Origin of the sequence: Dokdonella sp., assembly GCF_044227025.1 — a bacterium.
Lineage (GTDB): Bacteria > Pseudomonadota > Gammaproteobacteria > Xanthomonadales > Rhodanobacteraceae > Dokdonella_A.
The window spans coordinates 64748-88935 of record NZ_JBGAFX010000008.1 but is presented as its reverse complement, the minus strand read 5'-3'; the positions used below and the strand labels follow the sequence as shown (position 1 = coordinate 88935).

Genomic DNA, 24188 nt, shown 5'->3' with positions numbered 1-24188 from the left:
GCCTACGGCAGTTGGGCAAGTGCGCCAAAGTCGCCATTACCGCCTGCATGCGTGTCTTGCTCGTCCGACTCAACGCCATGGTGCGCGACAAGGTCGAATGGAAAATGCCTGTGACTGGGTGAAGACAGTTGCTCCCACAAAGGCGGAGGAGAGGACCGTGTAGGAGCGGCTTCAGCTGCGATGCTCTCGAGCATCGTTGTCGTGTGCCTATCGCGGCTGACGCCGCTCCTGCAACGCGGCTCTGGCTCTGCGCGCAGGAGCGCGCTGCTTGTTGCTCTTCGGGTCCCCTTCAGCGCCGGTGGACGGCGGACGACAAGGCCCGCAGGGGCGCGCGCAGGACGCGCGCGCGTTCGCCGCGATGCAGGATGCATCGTCGGCGAACCCCGGCCGACGTTCACGCACCTTCCGCGCAGGAAGCGCGGAAGGCGGTGCTGTGGGGGTGTCCTTCTCTTTGGTTTCTTTCTCTTGGACAAGCAAGAGAAAGAAACCGGCCCGCAGGGATGCGGGACGAACACGCAGGGATGCGGGTCGGTTATCGCGAAAGAAAGCGAGACTCCCGAACAACGAAAGGACACCACAAAAGCGCCCTCACCCTACCCTCTCCCGCAAGCGGGAGAGGGGAAGCCAAACGCAAGAGCACGTTCGCGAAAGAACCAACTTGAACCCCCGCGCCAGCGCTAGAACTCGTACGCCCCCACATCGATCCCAGCGCCGTGCGGTCGCGGCCTGTTCGCGTCGAAATCATTCGTGACGAGCGACGCGGCAGTCGCATCGCCCGCATCCACCGCCGGACTCGTCGCGGTTGCGATGTGGAAATCGGTGCCGGGAGCAACGAGGTGTGGATCGGCGTTCAGCGGGTTCGTGTCGAAGCCGAAACCCGTGTTGCCTGCGCCGAACCACAGGTTGCGGCGGATCACGCCGATCGGGTCGTCGAAGCCGACAGAACCGCCCGCATACGCGGTGCCGGTGCGCGCCCAGAAGATGTTGTTGCGCACGTCGAGCGCGTCGGCGGGGAAGCCCCAGTCGTTCATGAGCACGCCGTAGATTTCCGAATCGAGCGTGTTGTTGTTGTAGAACGTGTTGTTGTACACGCGGCAGCCGTGCAGCGTGTTGGTGTTGAAACGCAGGCCGGCGACCTTGGCGTCGGTGACGAGGTTGTCGAAGATCGCGATGTCGTCCTGCGAGCCGTCGGCGATGTTGATGCCGAACTGCGTCACGCGCTGGATGCGGTTGTGGTGGATGCGCACGTGGTTGATCGAATCCGAGCCGTTGCCGCCGTTCGCGAACAGCTGGATGCCCTTGCCGCTGTGGATGTCGTGGATGTCGTTGTAGCCGATGTCGTACGAACCGTCGCCGTCGATGTAGATGCCGTGCGCCTCGTTCTCGCTGCCCTGGATGTCGTGGATGTGGTTGCCGAGCCAGACACTGCCGTCACCGTTGCCGGTGATGCCGCCCATGCGTGACGGGCTGGCGCCGCCGGTTACGCCGGTGAACGCGGTGAGTTCGTTGTTGACGATGCGCCAGTGGTCGCCGTGGATCTGCTGGCTGACCGGGCCGTCGTAGCCGCCGCCTTCGACCTTGAGCCCGGCGATGACGATCCACTTGCCCGCGAGCGGATAGTTCTCGCCGTTGAGCCCCGACAGCGCGCCGCCCGCATGCGTCGCCGAGTCGGCGTCGATGAACGCGGTCTCGCCCGGATACGCCATCAGCGTGATCGGCCCGGTGCCTGCGCCGGTCGGCGGCGTGCCGGAACTGCGATCCGGCACGCCGTTCGCGCGGATCATGAAGCGCAGGAAGTAGTTCTCGAAGCCGACACCCGTGTAGGTACCGCCGCGCAGCACGAGGAAATCGCCCGCGCGCACCTGGCCCCAGGCGCCGCCGCTGAAGTCGCCACCGGTCTGCACGCTGCGGTACGGCTTGGCGATGTTGCCGACCTGCGCAGTCGCATCCACGCCGTTGGCCGCGTCGACGAAGATCATGCGCCCCGGATTGATCGTGAAGACGTGATCGGTGTTGGACGGAGCGCCGTCGACGACCACCCGCACCGGCAGCTGTGCACCGGTGACCGCATCGCTGCCGAGCGCGCCGAGCTGCACCGTGATCTGCTGGATGTCCGCGCGCCCGCGCGAAGGCCCAAACGTGCGGTAGTCGGCGACTTCGCCGGTGCCGACGAACACCCTGACGTTCGTGCCCGGCACGCCGCTGCCGAAGTTCCTGCCGAACACCGACAGGTAACACCCCTTGCCATTCTCGCCGCCACTGGTCGGGCCCGACACGATGTCGGTGTAAAGCACGACCGGCGCAAGGCGATCGAAGCCGTCACTGAAGACGCGATCCGCGACCGCGGCGAAGGAGGGCGACGGCAGCACGAGCGCAGCCGCGAGCAGGAGGGCGTTGCGGATCATTCCGGGGACTCGCTCGCGTGACGGGAAGTGGATTCGCGAAGTATCGCATCCGCCTCGCGCGCATTTTGCGAAGAGCGTCCGTGTCCCGCGTGGCCGCAGCGGTTGCGCGACACTACGGGCACATTCCGGATGCTTTCCCCTCTCCCGCTTGCGGGAGAGGGCAGGGTGAGGGGAACCCTGCGAACGCGCTTACCGCGCCCGCCTAGTCATCCAGCGCAAACGACCCCGTCATCACCTCGCCCTCGCGCACGAAGCGATTCACCGACACGCCCGCCGCCGTCTGTCGCGACGATTCGAGGCGGAACGCCGCCGGCCGCACGCCGTCGTCGTAGAGGCGCTTGCCCTTGCCGAGCAGGATCGGATACTGCAACAACACCAGCTCGTCGACGACATCCGCCGCGAGCAGCTGCCGCACGAGTTCGCTGCTGCCCTGTGTGAGCAGGTTCGGTCCGTTGCCGCGCTTCAGATCGCGCAGCGCGCCGACCACGTCCTTGCCGAGCGCATGGCTGTTCTCCCACGCGAGCGATTCCGGCCGATGCGTCGCGACGTGCTTCGCCGCGCGATTGAACCCGTCTGCGAACGCGCGATGCGGCGCATCCGCCGGAACCTTCGGCCAGTACCCCGCGAAGATCTCGTAGGTCGTGCGACCGAGCACCAGTTCGAACGGCTCGTTGAACACCCCGCCCATCGGCTCGCTCGATTCGTCCGCATACGGCACCACCCAGCCACCGAGCGAGAAACCGCCGCTCGTGTCCTCACCCGGTCCACCCGGCGCCTGGATGATGCCGTCGAGACTGATGAACGCGGGAACGATGAGCCTGCGCATGGGAAACTCCTTCAGGGAAAGTGTGGCTTCATTTGCTTCGACGAATGGCGATGCCACCAATCGACATCGTCGAGCGATGGCCGTCGAATCGTCTTTCGTAGGGCGGGTCGAGCGCGGAGCGCGAGTCCCGCCGCACACCGCGACCGCCGGCCCGGCGGCACGCGCTGCGCACGTACCGCCCTACCAAAGTCTGCGGGAGCGGCGAAAGCCGCGATGCCCGTCCTACCGCTCGCAACACCTTCCCTGAACCGATGTCCCCGCAGGAGCGGCACTCCGACGCCTGACTCCCCGCGCGCGCTTGATCCAGATCAACGTGGCGAATCGGCGCTTTCGCTACACTGAACCCAGTTGCCCGACCTTCTCTTTCGTCGGTTGGCTGCACCGTCCAGGCATAGCCTGCGGCGCGCTTGCCGAAAACGGCGCCGATGAACGGTTCAAACCCAGGGATTGGACCTGTGGGGAGATCGTCATGTTGCGTCATCTGTTGCACATCGCACTGCTGCTGATTGCTCCCGCACTCGCAGCCCAGCCGGCGTTCGTCGAGGTCACTCCCTCCACCACCCCCTGGTTCGTCAATCCGGACAGCGAGGACTTCTGGGTCAACGCGGTCGCTCCCGCGGATGTCGATGGCGACGGCCACGTCGATCTCGCCGTGCTCGGCTTCTACGTCGTCTACAACGTGAGCGTCGAGGACACGTTGCTGCTGTTCCACAATGACGGCATTGGCGCCGACGGAAAGTGGATCTTCACGCCCACGCAGGTGCCGCTCAACGGCATCGTCGCCGGTGCGTCCGACCTGGCCTGGGGCGATTTCGACGGCGACGGCGACCACGATCTCGCCGTGGGTTCGGAGGGCGCAACCGCGCTGTATCGCAATGACGCCGGCACGCTGGTCCCGGTCAACGCGTCGTTGCCCGGCTACTCCGAGGACTCGGGCTACGAGGACACCTACGACCTGCGTTCGCTGACCTGGGCGGACTTCGACAACGACGGCGACCTCGATCTGCTGGTTCCTTCGGTCTACGACCCATCCACGTTCTCGTTCCGCACCGCGTTGATGCGCAACGACGGCAGCGATGGCCTCGGCGGCTGGCTGTTCACCGACGTTGCCGCGGCACTCGATCCGACCACGCACGCCCAGACATCCTGGGCCGATGCGGATGGCGACGGCGACCTCGACCTGTTCGTCGCCAATGTCGACCCGTTCACCGAAACCGGTTTCATCAAGCTGTTCAACAACAACGCGGGCCAGTTCACTTCCAGCGACCCGCTCGGCATCCGCGTCGAACACGGGCTCGCCGACTTCGCCGACGCGGACGCGGATGGCGATCTCGACATCCTCGTCGCCGGCAACATCCTCGATGTGGACCAGACCTACAAGACCGTGCTGCGCATCTATCGCAACGAGGGCACGGCGTATGCGACGGATACGCTGATCGACGCCCCGAACGCGGACTGGCTCGACCTCAACGCGGCCACCTGGGCCGACTACGATTCAGACGGCGACGTGGACCTGCTGGTGACCGGCACCTTCGTCGGATCCGGCGAAATCGTCGGGAAATCGGAAATCTTCGGCAACGAGAACGGTGTATTCGCGCCGCTCGGCGTGCAGTTGCCGGCGCCGATCGGCTCGATTGGCCGCGGCGGTGCATTCACCTGGTTCGACATCGATGGCGACGGCGATCTCGACTACCTGGTCGCCGGCGCGTTCTACGTTCCTGGCGGCAACGGCCTCGTCGAGGCGCAACTGCACGTGTTCCGCAATACGACGACCGCGACGAACGCGCCGCCCGCGGCCCCCGACGGCCTGCGCGTGGATCCCGCCGGCAGCGGCGTCACGCTGGCGTGGAATGCCGCCAACGATGACCACACACCGAGTGCGCAGCTCACCTACGATCTCGAGTTGTGGCGCGACGGCGTGCCGGTCGCATTGCCGGAGCGCCTGCCCGAACCGGGCAGCGTCAGTACATCGACGCATTGGACGTACGGCAACCTGCCGAATGGCCAGTACACCTGGCGCGTGCGCGCCGTCGATACCGCCTATGCGGGCGGCGCCGGATCCACTGGATCGTTCACCGTGCCACTGACGGGCGATGCCGTGTTCGTCGATGGCTTCGAGATCGGCGGGCTTGCGATCTGACCCTCCAGGCGAATCACGTCCCATCGAAGGCCAGCGTCGGATGAACAGGGCGCGGGCCTGGGGCCGGCGGCGATGCAAGCTCGTCGATGCGCGACCGCTGCGGCCGCTCGCCGCGGCACGCGCCGCCACCGTCGCGTTCCATTGCGCACCCCGACGATGCGCTATCGTGTCGGCACGTCTTCGACTCCGGCATTGGACATGCGCATCGGCCTGCTAGCGGACCTGCACGCCAATCGCGAGGCGACCGAAGCGTGCGTCGACGCGTTGCGGGACGCGGGTTGCGCGCGCCTTGTGTTCCTCGGCGATCTCGTCGGGTACGGCGCCGACCCCGCGTGGGTCGTCGATTTCGTGCGAGGCGAGGTCGGGTCCGGAGCGGTCGCCGTGCTCGGCAACCATGATGCGGCGGCGGTCGGCGGCGTCGGCGGCGGCACCATGCACGCGCAGACCGAGGCGGCGATCGCATGGACGAGTCGCCAGCTCGATGACGGCCAGCACGCGTTCCTCGCCGCATTGCCGCTGCGCGTGCGCGAGGACGACCGCCTCTACGTGCATGCGAACGCGTGGGCGCCCGAAGGCTGGGCCTACGTCGGCACTGCGCTCTCGGCGGCGCGCAGCCTCGCTGCGACCGACGCGCGCCTGACCTTCTGCGGGCACGTGCACGAACCGGCCTTGTATCACGCGCAGCAAGCGACCGCGCACCACTTCGCGCCGACGCCGGGCGTGCCGATCCCGGTGTCCGGGACGCGTCGCTGGCTCGCGATCCCCGGCTCGTGCGGCCAGCCGCGCGACCACAATCCCGCCGCCGCGTGCGCATGGTTCGACGTCGACACCGCGTCGCTCGCGTTCCTGCGCGTTCCCTACGATCACGAACGGGCGGCGGCGAAGATCCGTGCCGCCGGCCTGCCGACGGCGTTCGCCGATCGCCTGCTCGCAGGAACCTGATCGATGCCGCTGCAACTGCATCCAGGGCTCGTGATCGGCGATTTCACTTTGGTCGAGCCGTTGCGCGCGGGCGGCATGGCGACGCTGTGGCGCGTCTCGCATCCGCAGCAGGCATTTCCGCTGCTCGCCAAGCTGCCGCATGTCGGCTACGGCGAAGACGTGAGCCGGGTCGTGAGCTTCGAGGTCGAGCGCATGCTCATGCCTTCGCTCTCCGGGCCGTACGTGCCGCGTTTCGTCGCGAGCGGTGAAGCCGGCGACCAGCCGTGGATCGTCATGGAATTCGTGAGCGGCGAGACGCTGCTGCCGCTGCTCGATGCGGCGCCGGTGCCGCCCGAGCGCGTCGCTGCACTGGGTGCACTCGCCGCCCTCGCACTCGACGACCTGCACCGCCAGCACGTCGTCCACCTCGACATCAAGCCGGGCAACCTCATGCTCCACGTCGACGCGCAAGGGCGCGAGCGCATCGTGTTGCTCGACTTCGGCCTCGCGCATCATGCACACCTGCCCGACCTGCTCGCCGAGCAATTCCGGGTGCCGATGGGCACGGCCCCGTACATCGCGCCGGAGCAGGTGCTCGGCGTGCGCAACGATCCGCGCAGCGACCTGTTCGCGCTCGGCGTGACGCTGTACTACCTCGCGACCGGCGAGACGCCGTTCGGTGCGCCGACCAGCGACAGCGGCCTCAAGCGGCGCTTCTATCGCGCGCCCGTGCCGCCGCGCGCGCTGCAGCCGGGGATTCCGCGCTGGCTGCAGGAGATCATCCTGCGCTGCCTCGAAGTCGACCCGGACGCGCGCTATCCGACCGCGGCGCAGCTCGCGTTCGACCTGCAGCATCCCGAACAGGTCGTGCTGACCGAACGCGCGGAACGCACCCACGACGACGGCGCACTCGGCTCCGTGAAGCGCTGGCTGCGTGGTTTCCGCCTCGATGCCGAAGACCTGCGCGCGAAGCGTGCGCGCGACGGAGCGCGCCCGCCGCTGATCGTCGTCGCGGTCGACCTCAAGCAGGGCGACGCGGCGCTCGACGCCGCCCTGCTCGACGTCGCGCGGCGCACCGTCGAAACCGCGCCGCACGCGCGCCTCGCGTGCGTGACCGTGCTGCGCACGCCGCGCATCGGCATGGAGACGAACATCGACGCAGAGGGGCGCAACCGCCACGTCAAGCGCCTCGTCGCGCTGCGCCACTGGGCGCGCGGGCTCGCACTGCCGGACCACCGCATCACGTTCCATGTCCTCGAATCCAGCGACGTCGCGCAGGCTATCGTCGACTACGCGCGCAACAACGCGATCGACCACATCGTCATGGGCGCGCGCGGCGTCACCGGCGTGCGGCGCCTGCTCGGCAGCGTGTCCGCGCGCGTCGTCGCCGAAGCGGACTGCACGACGACCGTCGTGCGCGCGGCGCGCCAGGACCCGGAACACGAACCCTGACGCCTGCCGTCACGCAGCGCCTTTGCCTTCCCCTTCAAGGGGAGGGTTGGAGGGGGATGGTGGTGCTCCAATGGACATCGGTACCAACACCATCCCCCTCCAACCTCCCCCTTGAAGGGGGAGGCTTTCAATAGCGCCGTTGTGGGAGCGGCGGAAGCCGCGATGCTCCCGCTCCTGTAGAAGCAGCGGAAGCCGCGATGCTCCACGGGCAGCGTGTAGGGCGGTACGCGCACGCGCGTGCCGCCGCTGCGAGGCGGCGGGACTCGCGCGTTGCGCTCGACCCGCCCTACCGGCTGCGACCATCGATGCTCGTGTGGGAGCGGCGGAAGCCGCGATGCTCCTGCTCCTGTGGGAGCGGCGGAAGCCGCGATGCTTTACGGGCAGCGTGTAGGGCGGTACGCGCACGCGCGTGCCGTCGCTGCGAGTCGGCGGGACTCGCGCGTTGCGCTCGACCCGCCCTACCGGCTGCGACCATCGATGCTCCTGTGGGAGCGACGGAAGTCGCGATGCTCCTGCTGCTGCAGGAGATCGGGAGCCGTTCACCGTGCGGCGTGCACGATGGCGCCGATGCAGGTCCGCACACGCAGAGGCGGCAGAGCGCAGCGAGCATTCCGGGCGGACTCGAAACTCCGTTCGCGTTGAGCGCAGCGAGCGAAGCGAGCGGAGTCGAAACGCCAGCGCAGCGCGACGGCCGTTGGACCGCAGGCTGCAGCCTGCGCACAGGGTAGGGCCAATGTGTCCGGAACAGGCAACGCCTTGCGATCCGCCGCGCCGCCCGCACATTCGGCCGCAATGCCGAGGTGAATCATGAGTGCCGTGCCGTCGTTGCTGTTGCCCTGTCCCCATTGCGCGTCGATGAACCGCGTGCCGCGCGATCGTCTCGCGCAGGCACCGCGCTGCGGTCGCTGCCACGAGGCGCTGTTCACGGGCGCGCCCGTTTCGCTGACGGCGGCGACGTTCGACGCGCATGCGCAGCGCGGCGAACTGCCGCTGCTCGTCGACTTCTGGGCGCCGTGGTGCGGGCCGTGCGTGAGCATGGCGCCCGCGTTCGCGGCCGCTGCGACGACCCTCGAACCGCAGCTGCGACTCGCCAAGGTCGACACCGAAGCCGAGCCGGCACTCGCGGGTCGATTCGCGATCCGCAGCATTCCGACCCTGATCCTGTTCGCCGGTGGCCGCGAGGTTGCGCGCCATTCCGGCGCCATCGGCATGCAGCAGATCGTGCAGTGGGCGCGCGGCAACCTTCCGACCCGATAGTTTGGGCAAGCGACACACGGACGCGAGGCTCGCCGAATGCCCGCGCCAACGGGCGAAACGCGCGTGCGTGGATGTCCAAGGGCGAGCGATCAACGCGGGCGCACGCACCTCCTTGTAGGAAATTTCTTACAAGCGGCAGGGTTGAATACTGAGTTCCTTTGTTGCTTACTGCACCATCGACGCCACAGGGGGCGAAGACGGTGACGGAAGGGAGCCCGCGACTTGCTGTCGCGGCAGCGGTGGCGCCGCGCAGCACGCAGGTGCGGGCACGCGCATGCCACTGAAATTCAACCGCACGCGCCGGGACGACGCATTGTCGCGCGTCGATCCCACGCGCTTCGAGGCCCTGGTCGCCGATCACTACCGCGCACAAGGCTGGTCGGTCGAGCACGTCGGCGCCGATGCGACCGGGCGCTCCTACGACGGCGGTATCGACCTCAAGCTCCGTCGCGGCCACGACTACTTCATCGTGCAATGCAAGCGCTGGAACGCGTACAAGGTCACCCACAACGCGGTGCATGAACTCATCGGCGTGATGGTCACCCACGGCGCGACCGGCGCCGTGCTCGTCACCTGCGGCGAGTTCACCCAGGCCGCGCTGGCCGCCGCGAGCCGACAACTCAACCTGCAGCTCGTCGACGGCGCGACGGTGCGCGAGTGGATCGACCTCGCCGCGCTCGAAGCGGAACTTCCTGCGCAAACGCTCAAGGATTCCGGCACCCGCGACGATTGGTCGGACGCGATCCGTGCCAATGCGCCGAACCGACGCACGCGCCGATCGTCGGACAAGGACAGGAGCGCAGTCATCCTCGCCGCGGCGGGCATCGCTGTCCTGTGGGGATTCGTACTGCTTCTTCCGTCGCGACCGGTGGATTCCGCATCCACGCAGGCCGCGCACGCCGCGACAGTCCGCGGCGCTTCCGTAGACGCGCAAACAGCCGCGACCCATGGCGTCGTCCCGCCTGCGCCGCCCGTGCCAGCGTCGCCCGTGCCAGCGCGCGCAGGTCGCCTCACCACCGCTGCGCAACCCATCATGCGGGCAAGCAGCCAGTTCCTTCGCGAAGCCAGCGTCCCCGACGTCACGCGCCCCGTCGACCACGAAGCCGCGCGCATGGCCGCGAAAGCCGTGCCCGGCGTGCGCACCGCGCTGTGGCTCGACCGCGAGAACTTCGTCGTCATGGTCGACGGCAGCCAATACCGCTCGATGGCGATGATCGACCAGGTCTGCGTCGCACTGGAGCCGCTCGGCGACACCCTCGGCGTCGTCGTCCACGTCCAGGACGTCACCGCGCAGCATGCCGACGGCGCCACGACGCTGTCACGCAACTGCCAGTTGCCGGAAGGGCAGCGCGCGTTCCTGCAGAGGAAGCGGCAGGTGGATGTGGTGCCGCCGGAGGTGAGGGCGCGGTTTAAGGATCAGCAGGCCAGCAAATGAACCTGGCCCCTATTTCTCGCCTTCCAGAAAGAGAGCGACATCGTCAAATTTTTTGCGGCGACTAGCGGTCGCCAGAGCGCCGGCGCGAGGCCGGTTCACAAGAGGGGAAAGGCATGAAAAGGATAGCGCGGATTGCGGGGCTATTGGCGGCAGTGACGCTCGTGGCCGGATGCACGAATGCTCGAATTTCTCGCGGCTTCACATCGGGCGCCATCGGGTGCACGAGCGACGAGATCACGATCTACAACGAAACGGCAACCGGCCCAATGGGAAGCATGCACGCCTGGGAAGCCGAGTGCCGCGGCAAACACTTTGTGTGCTCGTACCACGAAACGTCGGGCGTCCATTGCACCGAAGCCCTGGCCGGCACGACTCCGGAACCCAGGCTGCCTACCGAACCCAACGAGCTCCGCGCCCGCATCGAGGCGCTGCGGGAGGGCGAAGGTGCGATGTCGCCGTCGCTGCAGGAAGACGCGACATCATGGCTTGAGCGCAATCAGGCCGCCACGGACGCCGATTCCGTGGAGATCATGGTCGATCTTTGCAGCCTTATGAGCGATCGAGGGTCGAAGCCCTTCGCGGCGAGGCTGGCCGCAATCGAGAGGGGTGCGGCCAGCAAGGACGTGCGCGCCGGATGCCGCGACGCGCGCGAAGAAGTCGAGGACATGGACTGAGGGACGGGACGATGGCTCGCGGATGAAGCCGGCCCTTGGATCACGAAGCCGCATGCCTGGCCGCGAAAGCCGTGCCCGGCGGCCGCACTGCGCTATGGCGCGGCCGCGAGAAATTCGTCGTCATGGTCGAAGGCAGCCAATACCGTTCGATGGCGATGATCGACCAGGTCTGCGTCGCACTGCAGCCACTCGGCGACACACTCGCCGTTGTCGTGAACGTCCAGGACATGACCGCGGAGCACGCCGATGGCGCCACGACACTGTCACGCAATTGCCAGTTGCCGGAAGGGCAGCGTGCGTTCCTGCAGAGGAAGCGGCAAGTGGATGTGGTGGCGCCGGAGGTGAGGGCGCAGTTCAAGGATCAGAACGCCACAAATTGAACCTGACCCCATAGTGAGGCAGGGCGCGGGGCGTGCTTCAGCTTTCCGTCCGAGTTTAAACACATCGAAGAGAGTTTGGAGAAGCAAACATGCTTCAATCGTTAGAAGTTGAATCACTCAAGAATCAGATTCGGGATAGCTTCCGGATTCGCGAGAATCATGATCCCATCTACGTAGATCTCGGCGGGAATCTTCAACGATTTGCGAGCGCTCAGCATCAAATCCTCTTTGGTCGGCGTGGATCTGGTAAATCATGCTTGCAAGTTCATTTCCTGAGGCAGGCTGAAAGTGATGGCGAATACCTTGCCATATATGTAGGGATAGACGAAATAAAGAAACTCGGATTCCCGGATGTGCTGATCAGGATACTATTAACTATTTTCAAGCGGCTGCCGCAAGCCAAGGGCAAGTGGTTTGGGTTATTTGGAAATCAGCAGAGCAGGACTATTAAGGAGCTGAGTCGGCTTTTGGACGAGCCAGACGATGCCGATGTGAGTAGAAAAGATAAAGAAAAGTCCGCCCAAAGAGCAAAGATGGGCGCGACGTCGGCTGTAGCTACACACATTGAAGCATCAGCTGAGCACGAGAGTGAGGTAACGAAGACGTTTAAGAGCAAGAAATTAGATCATCTTGAGCGACACCTCCAGGACTATAAGGAAGCGCTTAGTGCCTCTATGAAGGGGAAGTGGGGAAGGGTGTACATCCTCGTGGATGATTTCTATCTCATTAAGAGAGATCTCCAACCGCGCGTGATCGACTACCTGCATCGCCTTTGTCGTGGCACCGACGCGTACTTGAAAGTGGGAACCATTCGCCATCGGACGTCGCTTCGGATACATGAAGGCCAAACAATAGGAGTGGAAATTGGCCAAGATGTCGAGGAAATTAGCTTAGACAAGACCTTTGAGAACTTTGAGGACACCAATACGTATCTTCACGCAATGCTCGGGGAAATGGCTGCTTCTGTTGATCGAAATGTGAGCGCCAGTGATCTATTTAATGGGGATGCTACGCGCGCGATTACGCTCGCGTCGGGCGGTGTGCCCCGTGACTTTCTGAATATCCTTGTGGGCGCTATCGACATGTCGGTGAGAGACGGTAGAGCCGATCGGCTTACGCCGACGTACATCTACAAAGCGGCTGCCATGCATTCCTACAAGAGCAAACTGGCGAACATCCAGGAGGAAGCCGGCTACGATGCGCAAGCTTTGGAGCAGGTTTTTGTTGATCTCATTACGTTCTGTCTAAAAGAGAAAAGAAAGACTGCCTTTCTTGTGGGGCATGAGGACTCGCGTAGCCATCCTGAGCAACAGGAGCTGCTCCTGCAACTTTTGGACTTCAAGTTGATTCATGTAATCTCGCAAAATACTTCCGCTGCTTCGGGGCGCCAAGGAAGGTTTGTTGCCTATACGCTCGATTTCTCTATATTCATGGAGCCTCGGCGTCGAGGAATAGAAATAGTCGAATTTTGGCGCGTAGATGATCAGCGACGGCCAGTTGGTGTTCGCGAAGCGCCAGACTATCCGCTAGAGAGAGCGGCGAGGGCTGCCTTAAGTCGCGGCGCGGTCATGCCCGCGGCTGAGGACGTGGTTGAATCTCTAGAGCGCGATGAGAATGCTGGCAATCCCGCGACTCCGCCGGTCTCTTAGTGTGTTCCTTTCGTGGTCTCGCGTCTGCTTGTGATTGACTCACCAATAGGCCACGCCGCGCCCTCAAAAAAATGGGACGCGGGAACTATTCGTTTCAATCCATCCGGTCCTTTTCGATCTGTCTCGTGCCCTTGCAGCGAGGATAGGTGCTGCATCCCCAGAATGAGTCGCCATTGGTTCGATTGCGCCGCAAGACCATACTGGCCGCGCAGGTCGGGCAGTTGGGCACGGTAGCGGTGACGGTGCGGTGTGGCTGAGATGGGCGCGTGACCTGAACTTCGCGAATGAGGCTGGCGAGACGCGATCCATTGATGAGCTCGATCGGCTTGCCCCTGGCAAACGCTTCTGCGTCGGTAGTGAAGTTCCCCGCGCACACGATCTTGACGGCGTCGACGTGGTGATGCGCGGCGAGACCCCACATCTCGCGCACCACGGCGACATTAACCTGCGTCTTGCGCCACTGCTTGCACTGGACCAGCTCGCGGCGGCCGTCCTTGCGGAGAACGAGGTCCACACCCCCATCGGTGCCGCCGAGGCCCGTGTGCTCGACCGCATATCCTTGACGACGAAAGGCTTCGCCCACGAGCCCTTCGAACTGACGCCAGCTCATCGCACCCAGGCTTTCCACACCCCTCTGCGCGTCGAGCAGCTGACTGCGCTTGCGTTGTGCGAGCCAGGAGAAGAATGCCCCGAGCCAGCAGATCGCGAGCAGCATCCCTGCGAAGAGGGTAAGCGCACCGTTGGACAGGAACTGTCGCCCCACCGCCTGCGTAAGAGACGATGCACTCGCAGTTAAGTACCAGCCTATGCCGTAACGGATACCGAAGAACATGACGATGCCGAGGACGATTCCTACCGGCCACGGCAATGAGGCTAGCGAATCGAGAAGTCCCTCCTTGCGCCGAGCCATAGAGCCTCCTCTCAAGTTTGTGTGGACATTACGCCGACGCGGAATTTGAATCGCCCCGGAAATCCCGGAGGCTGTTTGGTTTGAGTCACACCTCGATGGCGGACTCGTGCTGACGATAATAGTTTTCTTCGGCTTCTGCTGGAGGAATGTATCCGATGGAGCCGAGCAGGCGGCGATGGTTGTACCAGTCGACCCACTGTAAGGTCGCCAGTTCGATCTGCTCGCGGCTGCGCCACGACTGACGGTGCACCACTTCGGCCTTGTACAGGCCATTGATTGTTTCGGCGAGTGCATTGTCGTAGCTGTCGCCCACGCTGCCGACCGATGGTTCGATGCCTGCCTCGGCCAGTCGTTCGGTGTAGCGGATCGATACATATTGCGAACCGCGATCGCTGTGATGAACCAGTCGGTTCGCCGGACTTCGCGCATGCAGCGCCTGTTCCAGTGCGTCCAGCACGAACTGCGTTTGCTGGCCAGCGGACACCTTCCAGCCCACGATGCGCCGTGCATAGACGTCGATCACGAAGGCCACGTAGGCGAACCCTTGCCACGTCGAGACGAAGGTGTAGTCGCTCACCCATAGCTGATCGGGCCGCTCGGCCTTGAACTGCCGATTCACGCGATCCAGCGGGCACGGGCGCCCGGGATCGGGCTTGGTCGTACGAACGGCCTTTCCACGGACCACGCCGACGATGCCCAGCTCTCGCATGAGCCGCTCAACCGTACAACGGGCCACGACCCAGCGCTCACGTTGCAACTGCTTCCAGACCTTCCTCGCCCCGTACACCTGCTGGTTCTCTTCCCACGCGCGCCTGACCTGCGGCAGCAACGCGGCGTCGCGTTGTAGACGCGCCGGTCGCTTCGTCGGATTGGCGCGGCGCCCCGCGTGCAGGTAATACGTCGACGGGGCGATCGGCAATACCCTGCAGATCGGCTCGACCCCGTACATCGACCGGTGTTCATCGATGAAACGCGTCATCACTTGGATCGGCGGTCGAGCTCCGCCTGCGCAAAATACGCACTGGCCTTGCGCAGGATCTCGTTGGCCTGGCGTAGCTCCTTCACCTCGCGTTCCAGCGTCTTCACGCGCTCTCGCTCCGCCGTCGTCAGACCGGCACGCGACCCTTGGTCGCGCTCGGCCTGCCGAACCCAGTTGCACAGCGTCTGCGCCGTGCAGCCGATCTTGGCAGCAATCGATTCGATCGCCGCCCACTGCGAGGTGTGCTCAGCCTGGTGCTCGCGCACCATCCGAACTGCTCGCTCTCGTACTTCCGGGGCATACTTGTTGGGCTTCTTCATGACTCCATCCTCTCAAAGGTTGGAGCCTCCGGGAAAGCCGGGGCGATTCAATTTCTGGACAAGCCTTCGAGTAGCGGAAGCGGTCGGCATGTACAAGCAAATGCTGTCGCGCGATGATGCGAAATGTCCAACGAAAAGGCTTCCCTTGATCAACGAATGCGCCAGGCGGCGTTCGATCATGTGTGGATGCTTTCAGCGACAAGAGATGCCCTAACGTCGAAAGACTTGGGTGCGGGCTTCGTTTTCGAAGGCAACCGATATCCGCTGGTGAATCCACAGCGCGGCATCTTCAAGCCGCGTGAGATGCAGCATCTGCTGTCGATCCGCACCGTATTCCCGCGACCCGGCGCAAAGGTGTGGTACGACGACCAGCGCAATGTTCACGACAAGATCTACGGTGGCGAGGACTTCGTCGAGTATGCGTTCATGGGCACGAATCCGGATGCTGCCGACAATCTATGGCTGCGCGACGCGTGGCAGCAGCGCATTCCAATCCTCTACTTCATTGGCGTTGCGCCAGGGCAGTTCATGGCGAACCGTGCCTACATCGGCGGTTGGGACGCAACGCGCCTGAGAGCGCTGGTAGGCTTCGGAGATGCCGTTCGTGCGGAAGCGGATCGCTTGCCAGACTCGGAGCCTGCGCGTCGATACGCATTGCGTGCGGTGAAGCAGCGACTGCATCAAGCGACGTTTCGCCAGGCAGTCATCACTGCATACGAGGGCCGCTGCGCGCTGTCGGAATTACCTGAGCCGATGCTGCTCGATGCCGCGCATATCATCGCGGACAGGGATGAAGACATGGGGCAACCTGTCGTCCCCAACGGGTTGCCGATGAGCAAGCTGCACCACGCCGCGTTCGATGCGCATTTGCTCGGCATCGACCCGGACTTCCGCCTGCACGTGTCCGACCGTCTGTTGGGACAACACGACGGCCCAATGCTTGAAGCGTTGAAGCAATTGGACAAGCGGATGATCCGGCTGCCTCGCAGAACCACGGACCAACCGAGCCGCGACCGCCTCGCGGCAAGGTTCGATGTGTTCCTCGCGAGCCGGTGAGCCGCGTGGGTGTACGCGCACCGCGGATCCTGTCTCGCCGCTCCGACCATGCCGCCCGGCCTCCCGGCCCCGCTGCTCGAAGCGCCGCTGATCGATCCCGGCGCGCCGAGCGAATTGCCCGGCGCATCGAGCGATCTTGCGGAACACTCGGCCGTCGGACTCGGAGGACCGGGCATGTTGCTCGACTCTTCGGCGCGGGTGCTCGACATTCCGGGCACATCGCTCGGCATTCCGCGCGCAGTGCTCGGCGTTCCGGGCACATTGCTCGAATCGCCGGGCTCGATGGGCGAAAGGTCAGGCTCGATCGGCAAACGGAGCGGCGGGTTTCCCGAACGTTGGGGATCGCGCGTCAACGTTTCGCGATGCGGGGCGGATCATCGGGGCCGGCACGACGTCGGCTCGGGCGCCTGCCATCGGCGGGCAAGAAAAAAGCCGCATCACTGCGGCTTGCTCCCAAACGGGAAAGGCGGAGAGGAGCGGTCAGGCCGCTTTCGCTTCCGGAGTACGCGGTTTGCGCGCGAAGCGCTCGCCGACGGACTCGCGCAGGGCTTCCAGGCCCTGGTTGCGTCCGGTCACCTTGAGCAGCGCGTAGCCCTGCAACGCGGTCTGCATCACGGCGGAACCGACCGCCGTGTCGGTATCGGCGATGCGTTCGCCGAGTCGTTGCAGACGCTGCATGCGTGGACGCAGTTCATCCAGCGCTGCCAGCAGTTGCCGGGAATCGGCCAGGCGAACGCTCTCCGGAACCAGCTGGGGGTTCTGACCGAGCAGGGAGATGGTCTGTCGGCAGAACGCCTCGGACTTGTTGCCCATCTTGGTCAGCATCCTGCGCTGATCCGCGGTAAGGCCGACGAGGCCGGCGAACTGGGTCTCCAGTTCGGTGAGGGCCGCATCGATCGCGGCGAGCTGGACATCGGTGAAGGACAGCGAAACACTGGCTTGGGACGACATGGCGACTCCTCTTGATTGCCCGACCGCCCCGATGGCGGCCGAACCCGTGCCCCTTGGCACGAGGAGGATTGGAACAGGGGCGCGTCCCGCCCGATGAGACGGAGTGAAATTATTTTTCGGACCCGTGACGGGGCAGGGGTCCGTCCCGGGCGTCGCCGCGACGGCGCGGCATGACCTTCGTCACCCCCCATTCACCCCGCCACACGGCATGATGGGGTTGGGTACCGACTCGGGGAAAGGCTCATGAAGTCCGCATTGCTCGCACTCACGATCGCTGCACTGGTGGCGGGTCCCGCCACGGCCCAGGTGCCGACCGGCAAGATGGGCGAGCTTCGCCCTGACCAGAAGAAGTTCCTCGACCTCTACAAGGAACTGGTCGAGACCGACACCTCGGTCACGTCGATTCCCAATCCCGACAACGGTGGCTGCACGCGCGCCGCGGCGCAGATTGCGGCGCGCCTGAAGATGGCGGGTTTCAGCGACGACCGCATCACGCTGTTCTCCGTGCCCGAGCATCCGAAGGAGGGCGGCATCGTCGCCGTGTATCCCGGCACGTCGAAGACGTTGAAGCCGATCCTGCTGCTCGCGCACATCGACGTCGTCGCGGCCAAGCGTGAGGACTGGGTGCGCGACCCGTTCAAGCTGGTCGAGGAAGGCGGTTACTACTACGCGCGCGGGATTTCCGACGACAAGTTCATGGCCGCGACCTGGGCGGACACGCTGATCCGCTTCCAGCAGTCGGGCTACAAGCCCGCGCGCACGGTGAAGATGGCGCTCACCTGCGGCGAGGAGACCGACACCGCATTCAACGGCGCGCAATACCTCGCCAACAACAAGCGCGACCTCATCGACGCGGCGTTCGCGCTCAACGAGGGCGGCGGCGGCGATACCGACGGCAAGGGCCACATCATCGACCAGTCGATCCAGGTCGGTGAGAAGATCTACCAGGACTACAAGCTGGTCGCGACCAATCCCGGCGGGCACAGCTCGCAGCCGGTGCGCGACAACGCGATGTACGCGATGAGCGAGGCGTTGCTGAAGGTCCGCGACCACGAATTCCCGCAGGAATTCAGCGACACCACGCGCGTGTTCTTCGAGCGCGCGGGCGCCGCGCGCAAGGATGCCTTGGGCGACGCGATGGTGGCGCTCGCAAAGGATCCGAACGACGCCAAGGCGGCTGCGCTGGTCAACACCGACAAGGGCTACCACTCGATGCTGCGCACCACCTGCGTCGGCACGATGATCGACGGCGGGCACGCGGTGAATGCGCTGCCGCAACGGGTCGAGGCCAACGTCAATTGCCGCATCTTCCCCGGACATACGCCGGCCGAGATCGGCCAGCAACTGGCCGATGCGATCGGCAACAAGGCGATCTCCATCGACCTCGCACGCAAGGACAAGCCGCTGGCGAAAATGCCCGCGCTCGACCCGGCGATCATCGGCCCGATGGAAAAGCTCAGCGCGAAGTACTGGCCGGGTGTGCCGGTGGTGCCATCGATGTCGACGGGCGCGACCGATGGCCTGTACCTGTCGGCGGTGGACATCCCGACCTACGGCGTGCCGGGCGCATGGGGCGATCCCGACGGCAACGGCGCGCATGGCCTCAACGAGCGGCTCGAGGTGCGTTCGGTCTACGTTGGCCGCGACTACCTCTACGACCTCGTGAAGGCGCTGGCGAAGTAGGCACATCTCGCCGCTCCCACAGGGGCCGCGCTCGCTTTTGTGGGAGCGCCGGCAGGCGCGATGCTCTTCGCCGATTTGAAGGAAAAGCATCGCGGCTTCCGCCGCTCCCACAGGAGCCGCTGGGCCGCTCCCATAGCGACTGCTCCCTCAGGGTCGCGCGCTCTTTTGTGGGAGCGCCGGCAGGCGCGATGCTCTTGGTTGATTGAAGGAAAAGCATCGCGGCTTCCGCCGCTCGCACAGGGGCTGCTCCCATAGCGACTGCTCCCACAGGGGCCGCGCTCGCTTTTGTGGGAGCGCTGGCAGGCGCGATGCTCTTCATCGATTGAAGGAAAAGCATCGCGGCTTCCGCCGCTCCCACAGGGGCTGCTCCCACAGGGGTCGCGCTCGCTTTTGTGGGAGCGCCGGAAGGCGCGATGCTCTTGGTTGATCGAGTGAAAAGCATCGCGGCTTCCGCCGCTCCCACAGGAGCCGCTCCCATAGTGACTGCTCCCACAGGGGCCGCTCCCAGGTGCTTCGCGTCGCTGCTGCGTCAAACCGACAACTGCGCGTCGCCTTCGAGCACGATCTGCCGCATGTGCGGTCGTTCGCCGGCACGCCACAGCGGCACTTCATGGCGCACGCGATAGCGCAGCGGTCCGCCGTCCTCGCTGGCGCTGCGCTCGATCGGGCGCGGGATGCAGACGAAATCGGTGGTCATCGTGTCGGCGTCGACGCGCACGGTGGCGTAGCCGTGGCCGCCCATGTCGACGAAGGACAGGTGCGGCGCCAGCTCCGGATTGCTGGCCGCGTGCGCCCTGGCGAGGTCGCCGCTGCGCGCGTATTCGAGTGCGGCACGCACGCCGTGGTGGAGCAGCAGGTTGGCGTTGCATTGCGGCGGGCCACCGCCGGCGTTGGCGAGGTAGAGCGGGCGCAGCGGATCGTCGGCCTTGATGTTGTGTTCGTTCGCTTCGGCCATGCCCGGAGAGCAGAGCGAGCCGCCGACGAAGGTGACGCCGACCGGTTCGAACGCGGCCGGTGGCAGGTCCTTGGCCGCGTAGCCGGCCCAGAAGCTGTGGCGGTCGCCGGACACGATCGCGAAGCCGGTGATGCCGGCGTCGCGCACGGCGTCGTAGATCTCGCCGCGTTCGTGGTACGTGCTGCCCCAGTCGCCGACGGACATCGTCGCGTAGCCCGCGCCTTCGGGGTATTTGCCGAGTGCAGGCGGCAGGTGTTGCGGATCGACGCGCCAGTCGGGCGTGCCGAGCGAATTGCCCCAGATCTTCCAGGTCGCGGTCGCGCCGCGCAGTTGTTCCAGGAACCATGCCTTCTGTCTGGCGCCGAGCACGGTCTGCGCGGCCTCGCCGGCGCGGTAGTTGGCGACGTGCTTGTCGCCGAATGACAAGGTCGCCGGCGGATGGCCGTTCGCGTAGTCACGGCCGGCGTCGACCTGTTTCCACAACTCCTCGGGGATGAAGCCGAGCGTGTCGCCTTCGAACAGCGGATTGATTTCTTCGCGGTCGCCGGGGTCGCGGGAGCGGAAGCTGTGCTGGTCGGTGAGGATGAGATCGATGTGCCGACCCCAGCGCAGGGATCGATAGGCGATGAGGCTGTCGATCGCGGCGAGGTTGTTGGGTTCGGTTCCCAGCCCGTTGTCGTCGAACGCCTTCACCGGCGTGTCGATGACGTGCGGTGCCTTGAACGCGTCCAGCGAAGAACCCGGCGGCAGCACGCGTGCGGGCTGGTACTCGAACCAGACCTGGTTCGCCGCGACCTTGAGTGTCTGCGCCGGTATCAACCCGTCGGTGCCGGGGAACTGCTGGATCGACTGCCAGCCCTGCCACGAGAATTCGTGGTTGTCCCACATCGCGACGAACGGCCAGCGCGCGCGTGCATCCTGCAGGTCCGGGTTGCCGAGGTAGCCCTGGTACAGCGCGCGGTAATCCTCCAGCGAGTCCGGCACCCAGAAGCGGTCCTTGGCGACCTTCTTGCCCTTCGGATACTTCACCGGGAACGTGATGCGGCGGTCGTAGCGATGGCCGTCCTTGACCTGCTCGGGGTACTGCACGACCTCGTAGACGAAGTCGCCGAGGTGCAGCACGAAGCCGATGCGTTCCGCGGGCGCGGCGCGTTCGTCTTCGAAGATCATGCGGCGATAGCCGTTCAACGCGCCTTCGCAGATGTCCTGGCAACTGACGAACGCGAAGCGCGCCGGACGCGGATCGTCGCGTCGCGGCGCCGTCAGCGTGCGCCCGATGCGACTGCCGTTGCCGTCGGCGTCGACGAAGCGGTACCAGTACTCGCCGGCCGGCTGCAGGTCGGCGACGAGCACGCGGCAGGTCCAGTCCGACTCGGCCGACACGCGCGCCATCGCGGTCGCGAGCACGCGCGTGAAGGCGGCGTCTTCGGCGATTTCGACGCGCAGGCGGGCGTCCGTGCGCCCGTCCGCGTACGGGCGGCGCGTCCACAACAGCACGCTGTGCTCGTCCGGATCGCCCGAAGCGACGCCCTGCGGATACAGGTCGCGGCGTTCGCGCCAGCCGCTCGTGGAAGGGCGAAGCGGCGTGCAGCCCCAGGCCAGCGCCGCGCCGAGGGTGGCGGCGAGTTTCAGGAATTCGCGGCGATCGAGTTCCGGCATGGCATCCCCCATGGCGACGGCGAATGGATGGAACGGGCACGAACGCTAAACCCACCGGGCCCCGGGCGAGCGTGCCGAAAGTCGGAGCAGGGACGACCTGGCTGCGATAAGGTGGCGGCCTGGAACACCGGATCGCGCGCGTTCGCGCCGGCCTGTCTGCAATCCCCCCCTTTTGCGTATCTGCGTACTGAACCCTCCCGATGTGGCCCGCGAACGGGCGCTCATCGATGGAGGCGGGCAAACGCCCGCGACCGCTCACTGATCTGAAACGAAGGGGAAAAGCATGAAATCGATACGAAGCGCGCCCGTGCGCAGCGGACGCACCTCGCGGCTGACGCGCGGTACGCTGGCGGCACTGCTGTGTGCGGTGGCGATGCCCGCCGTGGCGGATGTCTACAACGTCGACATCGCGAGCGACGTCGGCCAGGATCCGGCGATCACCAATCAATGCGCCGCCCTCGGCAATACCTCGCACTGCACCTTGCGCGCCGCAATCGCGATCGGCAACACGCGCTCGGGCAGCCACATCATCAACATCGGCGTGCCGACGATCACGCTCGTCAACGGCAGCCTGACGCAGCTGCGCGCGCCGTTCACCGTCAACGGCAACCACGCGACGATCAACGGCAACGGCCACGGTTGCTTCGACCTGACCGATTCGGGCACGCCAGCGGTCGGCCACACCGACGGCGCGACCGGCTCGCAGCTGCTGAACCTCGTGATCGGCAACTGCAGCGGCGCCGGCATCAGCGCGAACGGCCACGATTACGTGTTCAGCGGCAACTATATCGGCGTCAACGCGACCGGCCTGCTGGCAATGCCCAATGGCGGCGACGGCATCTCGGTGTCCGCCTCGCACGTCTACCCGGACACGAGTTCGAACTTCCTGCTCGGCCTGTACCAGAACTTCCCGGTGCAGCCGGTCGACGCATCGGGCATCAATGCGTTTTCCAACAACCTCGCGACCGCGCTGGCGTCGCTGCATCCGGTACGCATCAGCAACAACGTGATCTCCGGCAATGTGCAGAACGGCATCGAGATCTTCAGCGAGAACCTCGCCGCGGTCACCGTCAGCGGCAACATGATCGGCACCGACGTCAGCGGCAACATCGCGATTGCCAACGGTGCCGACGGCGTGCACCTGGTCGGCTCCACCTTCGGCAACCTGATCGGCCCCGGCAACGTCATCAGCGGCAACGGTGCGAATGGCATCCGCGTCGACGCGGGTGCGGTGTTCCTGCCGAACTTCATCATGGGCAACCGCATCGGCCTCAGCGCCACGCTGCAGAGCGCGCACATCGGCAACGCGCTGAGCGGCATCGTCGCCGACACCAAACCCGACACCGATCCGACCAGCTTCAACCCGAGCAGCATCGGGCTGATGATCGGCCCGGCCAACGTGATCGCCGACAACAACGGTGTGAACAACAACGCGTTTCCGGACACGCTCGGCAACGACAGCGCCGGCATCGTGATCACCGGGGCGAGCAACGGCATCAAGGTGCTGCACAACACGATCGGACTGGCCGAGTTCCCGGTCGGCACCACGCTGGCCTCGACCGCGTACGGCAATTCCGGCGACGGCGTGATCGTGACGACGACCGGCAACGAGATCACTGCCAACGTGATCGCCGCGAATGCGCGCCACGGCATCGTCGTGAAGGGCAGCGGCACCGCGAGCACGCGCATCGCCGGCAACTCGATCGGCGTCAGCCCCGCGTTCGCCGGCAACGTCGCGCTCGGCAACGGCGTCGACGGCATCCACATCAATGCCTCCAGCGCGACCACCATCGGTGGCCCGGCCGCGGCCGACACCAACATCATCGTCGCCAACAAGCGCAACGGCATCAAGCTGCGCAACGGCGGCGGCGACCAGAACGGCTGGAGCAACCTGTTCCAGCGCAACCGTGTGTTCGGCAACGCGAAGGCGCTGACGGGCGTCGACATCGATCTCGAGCATCCGGAAAACGCGCTCGACGGCCCGCATGCGGAAATCCCGCTGAACTACGCCAACCGCGACCAGGCGCCCGCGCACATCTGCGCCGGCACCGAAGTGTCCGGTGTCTGCGCCGGCTCGGTCGGACCCATCAACAACGGCAGCACCACGGTGCAGTGGACGATCAGCACGCATGGCGTGGCGAACTTCCGCCTCGAGTTCTATTCCATCGATGCGGCGACCACCACCGCCGCGACGTCGATGACGTTCCTCGGCGAGCAACTGGTCAGCACGACCGTGGGCGGCGTGCCGGCAAACAGCGGCGCCTGCACCGGCGGACGCTGCACCGCGACGCTCGTCAGCGTCGCGCCCGGCCGCCGCATCGTGATGACCGCGACCGACATCACGCCGCTGACCGACACGCCCGCCGGCGGCAGTGGCTGGCAGGCGCAGCTGCGCTGCTTCGCCGGCAACAACGGCATCCTGCTCGCGGCCTGCACCGCGAACGACACGTCCGAGTACTCGAACGTGGTCGTCGTCACCGGCAACGACCGCGTCTTCAAGAGCGGATTCGAAGCGCCGTAGCGCTGCCTGAGCTTG

General features: G+C 65.5%; 17 protein-coding genes and 1 other annotated feature. Of the genes, 11 read left to right on the top strand and 6 right to left on the bottom strand.

Features of this window, described 5'->3' with window-relative positions; all coding sequences use genetic code 11:
• Window positions 1-677: 677 nt before the first annotated feature.
• Window positions 678-2405 carry a choice-of-anchor Q domain-containing protein gene (locus ACILRJ_RS17305; protein WP_395684460.1) on the bottom strand — a complete coding sequence of 576 codons (1728 nt, stop codon included), beginning with the start codon at window positions 2403-2405 and terminating at the stop codon, window positions 678-680.
• 202 nt (window positions 2406-2607) lie between these two features.
• Window positions 2608-3231, bottom strand: a complete 624-nt coding sequence (locus ACILRJ_RS17300) for a dihydrofolate reductase family protein (RefSeq protein WP_395684459.1) — start codon at window positions 3229-3231, stop codon at window positions 2608-2610.
• A 469-nt stretch (window positions 3232-3700) separates the two neighbouring features.
• Here ACILRJ_RS17300 and ACILRJ_RS17295 point away from each other — a divergent pair, with 469 nt between their 5' ends.
• From ACILRJ_RS17295 to ACILRJ_RS17260, 8 genes are all read left to right on the top strand, one after another.
• Window positions 3701-5371 (top strand): FG-GAP-like repeat-containing protein, encoded by a 1671-nt coding sequence (locus ACILRJ_RS17295; RefSeq protein WP_395684458.1) that lies wholly within the window; start codon window positions 3701-3703, stop codon window positions 5369-5371.
• Between the two features lie 198 nt (window positions 5372-5569).
• Window positions 5570-6313 (top strand): metallophosphoesterase family protein, encoded by a 744-nt coding sequence (locus tag ACILRJ_RS17290; RefSeq protein ID WP_395684457.1) that lies wholly within the window; start codon window positions 5570-5572, stop codon window positions 6311-6313.
• Window positions 6314-6316: 3 nt separating this feature from the next.
• Entirely contained in the window at window positions 6317-7744 is a 1428-nt protein-coding gene (locus ACILRJ_RS17285; RefSeq protein ID WP_395684456.1) for a protein kinase domain-containing protein, read from the top strand.
• An 807-nt stretch (window positions 7745-8551) separates the two neighbouring features.
• A complete protein-coding gene (trxC, locus tag ACILRJ_RS17280; RefSeq protein WP_395684455.1) occupies window positions 8552-9001 on the top strand; it encodes a thioredoxin TrxC in 450 nt (149 codons plus the stop codon).
• 274 nt (window positions 9002-9275) lie between these two features.
• The gene (locus ACILRJ_RS17275) at window positions 9276-10436 is read left to right on the top strand and encodes a restriction endonuclease (RefSeq protein ID WP_395684454.1); all 1161 of its coding nucleotides are present in this window, start codon (window positions 9276-9278) and stop codon (window positions 10434-10436) included.
• A gap of 113 nt (window positions 10437-10549) precedes the next feature.
• Window positions 10550-11110, top strand: coding sequence for a hypothetical protein (locus ACILRJ_RS17270; protein WP_395684453.1), 561 nt, complete (start codon window positions 10550-10552; stop codon window positions 11108-11110).
• Window positions 11111-11181: 71 nt separating this feature from the next.
• Window positions 11182-11490 (top strand): hypothetical protein, encoded by a 309-nt coding sequence (locus tag ACILRJ_RS17265; RefSeq protein WP_395684452.1) that lies wholly within the window; start codon window positions 11182-11184, stop codon window positions 11488-11490.
• An 89-nt stretch (window positions 11491-11579) separates the two neighbouring features.
• Entirely contained in the window at window positions 11580-13139 is a 1560-nt protein-coding gene (locus tag ACILRJ_RS17260; protein WP_395684451.1) for a hypothetical protein, read from the top strand.
• Between the two features lie 94 nt (window positions 13140-13233).
• On the opposite strand, the gene ACILRJ_RS17255 is transcribed toward ACILRJ_RS17260, so the two are convergent.
• Both ACILRJ_RS17255 and ACILRJ_RS17250 read right to left on the bottom strand, forming a co-directional pair.
• Window positions 13234-14049 (bottom strand): restriction endonuclease, encoded by an 816-nt coding sequence (locus tag ACILRJ_RS17255; protein ID WP_395684450.1) that lies wholly within the window; start codon window positions 14047-14049, stop codon window positions 13234-13236.
• An 85-nt stretch (window positions 14050-14134) separates the two neighbouring features.
• A protein-coding gene (locus ACILRJ_RS17250) for an IS3 family transposase (RefSeq protein WP_395681472.1) occupies window positions 14135-15348 on the bottom strand; the annotation gives its coding sequence in 2 pieces (ribosomal slippage) (window positions 14135-15063 and window positions 15063-15348; 1215 coding nt in all).
• Window positions 14954-15070 (bottom strand) — a sequence feature (AL1L pseudoknot). Its footprint overlaps the gene before it by 117 nt.
• A gap of 123 nt (window positions 15349-15471) precedes the next feature.
• Here ACILRJ_RS17250 and ACILRJ_RS17245 point away from each other — a divergent pair.
• A complete protein-coding gene (locus ACILRJ_RS17245; protein WP_395684449.1) occupies window positions 15472-16404 on the top strand; it encodes an HNH endonuclease in 933 nt (310 codons plus the stop codon).
• A 480-nt stretch (window positions 16405-16884) separates the two neighbouring features.
• Here the strand turns inward: ACILRJ_RS17245 and ACILRJ_RS17240 are convergent, their stop codons facing one another.
• On the bottom strand, window positions 16885-17355 hold the full coding sequence (locus ACILRJ_RS17240) for a hypothetical protein (protein WP_395684448.1): 471 nt from the start codon (window positions 17353-17355) through the stop codon (window positions 16885-16887).
• 243 nt (window positions 17356-17598) lie between these two features.
• Here ACILRJ_RS17240 and ACILRJ_RS17235 point away from each other — a divergent pair, with 243 nt between their 5' ends.
• Window positions 17599-19038 carry a M20/M25/M40 family metallo-hydrolase gene (locus ACILRJ_RS17235; RefSeq protein ID WP_395684447.1) on the top strand — a complete coding sequence of 480 codons (1440 nt, stop codon included), beginning with the start codon at window positions 17599-17601 and terminating at the stop codon, window positions 19036-19038.
• A 529-nt stretch (window positions 19039-19567) separates the two neighbouring features.
• Here ACILRJ_RS17235 and ACILRJ_RS17230 read toward each other — a convergent pair.
• Entirely contained in the window at window positions 19568-21652 is a 2085-nt protein-coding gene (locus ACILRJ_RS17230; RefSeq protein ID WP_395684446.1) for an alkaline phosphatase D family protein, read from the bottom strand.
• 283 nt (window positions 21653-21935) lie between these two features.
• Here ACILRJ_RS17230 and ACILRJ_RS17225 point away from each other — a divergent pair, with 283 nt between their 5' ends.
• A complete protein-coding gene (locus ACILRJ_RS17225; RefSeq protein ID WP_395684445.1) occupies window positions 21936-24173 on the top strand; it encodes a hypothetical protein in 2238 nt (745 codons plus the stop codon).
• Window positions 24174-24188 lie beyond the last annotated feature (15 nt).